3 protein-coding genes are annotated in these 4478 nt (G+C 62.2%); all 3 read right to left on the reverse strand.

The genetic code is table 11. The features are described 5' to 3' along the window. Nucleotides 1-68: 68 nt before the first annotated feature. Complete coding sequence (gcvP, locus tag GS636_RS22540; protein ID WP_171672914.1) at nucleotides 69-2924, reverse strand: aminomethyl-transferring glycine dehydrogenase; 2856 nt, start codon at nucleotides 2922-2924, stop codon at nucleotides 69-71. 114 nt (nucleotides 2925-3038) lie between these two features. Further along, entirely contained in the window at nucleotides 3039-3404 is a 366-nt protein-coding gene (gcvH, locus tag GS636_RS22545) for a glycine cleavage system protein GcvH (protein ID WP_171096793.1), read from the reverse strand. Nucleotides 3405-3422: 18 nt separating this feature from the next. Next, nucleotides 3423-4478, reverse strand: a 1056-nt coding sequence (gcvT, locus tag GS636_RS22550; RefSeq protein WP_171672917.1) for a glycine cleavage system aminomethyltransferase GcvT, incomplete at its 5' end; no start/stop codon positions are given.

Consider the following 4478-nt stretch of genomic DNA (forward strand, 5'->3'; position numbering starts at 1 on the left):
CACATCGGAACGCTTGTTTCCGATTGGCGAAAACCCCGCCATTGATTTGGCGGGGTTTTGATTTGGGTTTACTCGGCTGCGTCGAGGTATTCTTCCATTGGGGGGCATGTGCAGACGAGGTTTCTGTCGCCATATGCGTTGTCGACGCGGTTGACGGGGGACCAGTATTTGTCGACGCCCATGGAGCCCGGAGGGAAGCAGGCCTGTTCACGGGTGTAGGGGCGGTCCCAGTCGCCGACCAGGTCGCGCACCGTGTGGGGGGCGTTTTTCAGCGGGTTGTTCTCCGCGTCGATCTTGCCGTCGATGATGTCCTGCGCTTCCGCCCGGATGGACAGCATGGCATCGCAGAAACGATCAAGTTCGGCCATGGGTTCCGATTCCGTGGGTTCCACCATCAGGGTGCCCGCCACCGGCCAGCTCATGGTCGGCGCGTGGAAGCCTGAATCGACCAGACGCTTGGCCACATCGTCAACGGTGACATGCGCCGCCTCGTCCAGCGGACGGGTGTCGAGGATGCATTCATGCGCCACACGCCCCGTTTCCGAGGTGTAGAGGATCGGATAGGCATCCTTGAGCCGCGCCGCGATGTAGTTGGCGTTCAGGATCGCCACTTTGGTCGCCTGCGTCAGACCCGCGCCGCCCATCAGCAGCACATAAGCCCAGCTGACCGGCAGGATCGAGGGCGAGCCGAAGGGCGCTGCCGAGACCGGACCCACGGCGGTGCCGTATTCCGGGTGGCCCGGCAGGTGCTCTTCCAGATGCGCCTTGACGCCGATCGGTCCCATCCCGGGGCCGCCACCGCCATGCGGGATGCAGAAGGTCTTGTGCAGGTTCAGGTGGCTGACGTCACCGCCAATATCCCCCGGACGCGACAGACCCACCATGGCATTCATGTTGGCCCCGTCGATATAGACCTGACCGCCGTGATCATGGGTGATCTGGCAGACCTCCTGCACGGTGGTCTCGAACACGCCATGGGTCGACGGGTAGGTGATCATGCAGGCGGCAAGGTTGTCCGAATGCTTTTCCGCCTTGGCGCGGAAGTCGGCCACATCGATATTGCCGTTCTCATCCGCCAGAACCGGCACAACCTGCCAGCCCACCATCTGGGCCGAAGCCGGGTTGGTGCCATGCGCCGAGGTTGGGATCAGGCAGACGTTCCGCTGACCTTCGCCGCGCGCGAAGTGGTAGTTGCGGATGGTCAGAAGGCCCGCGTACTCGCCCTGCGCGCCCGAGTTGGGCTGCTGGGAGATCGCGTCATAGCCGGTGATCTGGCACAGCTTGTCGTTCAGATCGGCGATCATCTCGTGATAGCCCTGCGCCTGATCTTCGGGGCAGAACGGGTGCAGATTGCCAAACTCGGGCCAGGTGACCGGGATCATCTCGATCGTCGCGTTCAGCTTCATGGTGCACGAGCCCAGCGGGATCATCGCCCGGTCCAGCGCCAGATCACGGTCGGCCAGACGGCGCATGTAGCGGGTGATCTCGGCCTCGGCCCGGTTCTTGTGGAAGATCGGGTGGGTCAGGTATTCGCTTTCCCGCAGCGCATAGTCCGGCAGGCGGTATTGCTTGTTCGAGCTGTCATCGGTGCGGTCGATGCCAAAGGCACCCCAGACGGCCTCGATGGTCTCGGGGCGGGTCTGTTCGTCCAGGCTGATGCCGACCTTGGTCTCGCCAACCTTGCGCAGGTTGACACCGCGCGCCACGGCAGCTTCCATGACGGTCTTCTGCAGGTGGCCGACCTCAACCGTGATGGTGTCGAAGAACACTTCCGGTTCCACGGCAAAGCCTGCCTCTTCCAGACCAGCGGCCAGGCGCGAGGTCTTGCGGTGCACCGATTGCGCGATGGCCTTGATGCCGTCGGGGCCGTGATAGACCGCATACATCGAGGCAATGACCGCCAGCAGCGCCTGCGCGGTGCAGACGTTCGAGTTCGCCTTCTCACGGCGGATATGCTGCTCGCGGGTTTGCAGCGACAGGCGGTAGGCCTTGTTGCCCCGGCTGTCGATGCTGACACCGATGATCCGGCCCGGCATCGAGCGCTTCAGCTTGTCGGTGGTTGCCATATACGCAGCGTGCGGGCCGCCATAGCCCATCGGAACGCCAAAGCGCTGGGTCGAGCCGATGGCGATGTCCGCGCCCATCTCGCCCGGTGACTTCAGCAGCGCCAGCGACAGGATGTCGGCGGCGACGATGGCAATGGCTTTATGTTCGTGCAGCGCGGCGATTTCCGATGTGAAGTCGCGCACGTGACCATGGGTGCCCGGGTATTGGAAGATCGCACCAAAGACCGCGCCCGCATCCAGGCTGTCGGGATCACCCACCTGCACGTCGATGCCCAGAGGCTCGGCGCGCGTCTTAATGACCGCGATGGTTTGCGGGTGGCAGTTCTTGTCGACAAAGAAGGCCGCGTTGTTGGCTTTCGAACGCCCGCCACGCTTGGCCATGGCCATGGCTTCGGCAGCCGCTGTGGCTTCGTCCAGCAAGGAGGCGTTGGCCACGTCCAGCCCGGTCAGGTCAGAGACCATGGTCTGGAAGTTCAACAGCGCCTCAAGACGACCCTGGCTGATCTCGGGCTGGTACGGCGTGTAGGCGGTGTACCAGGCCGGGTTTTCCAGAATGTTGCGCAGGATCGGCGCGGGTGTGGTGGTGCCGTAATAGCCCTGACCGATCAGCGAGGTCAGAACCTTGTTCTTGCTCGCCACCTCTTTCATATGGAACAGAGCATCACGTTCCGTCATCGCCGGACCCCAGTCCAGCGGCTCTTTCTGCCGGATCGCGGGCGGGACGGTGGCGTCGATCAGTTCGTCCAGCGTCTTGAAGCCGATCACCTTGAGCATGTCGCGCATCTCGGTTGGGCTTGGGCCAATGTGGCGGCGATTGGCGAAGTCATAGGCTTCGTAGTCGGTCAGTTTGAAGGCCATCTTTGCGCTCCTCACGGATAGGTCAGGGCCGGCGGAGACTGCGGGAGCCTCCGGCGGGAGTATTTGGAAAAAGATGAAGCGGGGGAGCCCCAAAGACGGGGCTCCGGGTTTGGGTCACCCGATGAAGGCTTTGTATCCGGCCTCGTCCATCAGGTCTTCAAGCTGCGACGCGTCCGCAATCTTGACCTTGTAGATCCAGGCTTCGCCCTCGGGGTCGTCGTTCAGCGCGCCGGGGTTGTCGGCCAGCGCTTCGTTCACTTCGACGATCTCACCATCGACCGGAGCGTAAAGTTCCGAGGCCGCCTTGACGGATTCGATCACGCCGATCTCGCCGTCTTTCTCGAACTCGTCGCCCACTTCCTGCTGCTCGACAAACACCACCTCACCCAGCTGTTCAGCCGCGTGTTTGGTGATGCCCAGCGTGGCGGTGTCGCCCTCAACGGTCAGCCATTCATGTTCTTCGGAATAATAGGTTGCCATCTTGTCTCTCTCCTGACTTCAACGCTTGTAATTCTGTGTGACGAAGGGCAGCGCCACGATCTCGGCCGGTTGCGCCTTGCCCCGGATGATCAGGTTCACCTTCTCACCGGGCGCGCCATGGCCTTTGCTCACATAACCCATCGCAACCGGGCCACCCACCGTGGGGCCAAAGCTGCCCGAGGTGATCTGACCAATCGTGTTGCCCTCAAGGCATTGCACCTCGACGCCCTGACGCGCCGGTGCCCGGCCTTCGGGCTTGATGCCCACCAGCTTGCGCGCCGCGCCCTCGGCCAGTTCCTTTTGCACGCGATCCGCGCCCGGAAAGCCGCCTTCTTCCTTGCGGCGTTTCTGAATGGCCCAGCCCAAGGATGCTTCGATGGGCGAGGTGCTCTGATCAATGTCATTGCCATAGAGGCACAGCCCCGCCTCGAGCCGCAGGCTGTCGCGCGCGCCCAGACCCGCCGGTTCGCAATCTTCATGGGCCAGGAACGCCTTGCTGATCTCGATCGCCTTGTCCTCGGGGATCGAGATCTCGTAGCCATCCTCGCCGGTATAGCCCAGACGCGAGATGCGGCATTCAACGCTGTTGATATCGGCCACGGTGGTTTCCATGAACTTCAGATCGCGGGCAGCGGGGCAAAGTTCCCCCACCACATCCTCGGCCTTGGGACCCTGCACCGCCACCAGCGCGCGGTCGAAGATCTCGGTCACTTCGACGCCGTCCAGATTGGCCTGCATATGCGGAATGTCCTGATGCCGCAGCGCCGCGTTCACCACCACAAAGTAATGATCGCCCGCATTCGACACGATCAGGTCATCCATGATCCCGCCATCGGCGTTCGTAAAGAACCCGTACCGCGCCTTGCCTTCCTTCAGCGTCGCATAAGCCTGAGGGCACAAAGCTTCCAGCTTCTCACCCACATTCTCACCGCGCAAAATCACCTGACCCATGTGAGATACATCAAACAACGCCGCCTTCTCACGACACTGCTTATGCTCTCCCATAATCCCCATCGGATACTGGACAGGCATCTCCCAACCCGCAAAATCAACCATCTTACCACCCAACTCAAC

This window comes from Ruegeria sp. HKCCD4884 (assembly GCF_013110855.1).
Lineage (GTDB): Bacteria > Pseudomonadota > Alphaproteobacteria > Rhodobacterales > Rhodobacteraceae > Ruegeria.

Bases quoted from the DNA above. Each gene is read 5' to 3' on its own strand.
- gcvP (WP_171672914.1), bottom strand. From the start codon at position 2,924: ATGGCCTTCAAACTGACCGACTACGAAGCCTATGACTTCGCCAATCGC.
- gcvH (WP_171096793.1), bottom strand. From the start codon at position 3,404: ATGGCAACCTATTATTCCGAAGAACATGAATGGCTGACCGTTGAGGGC.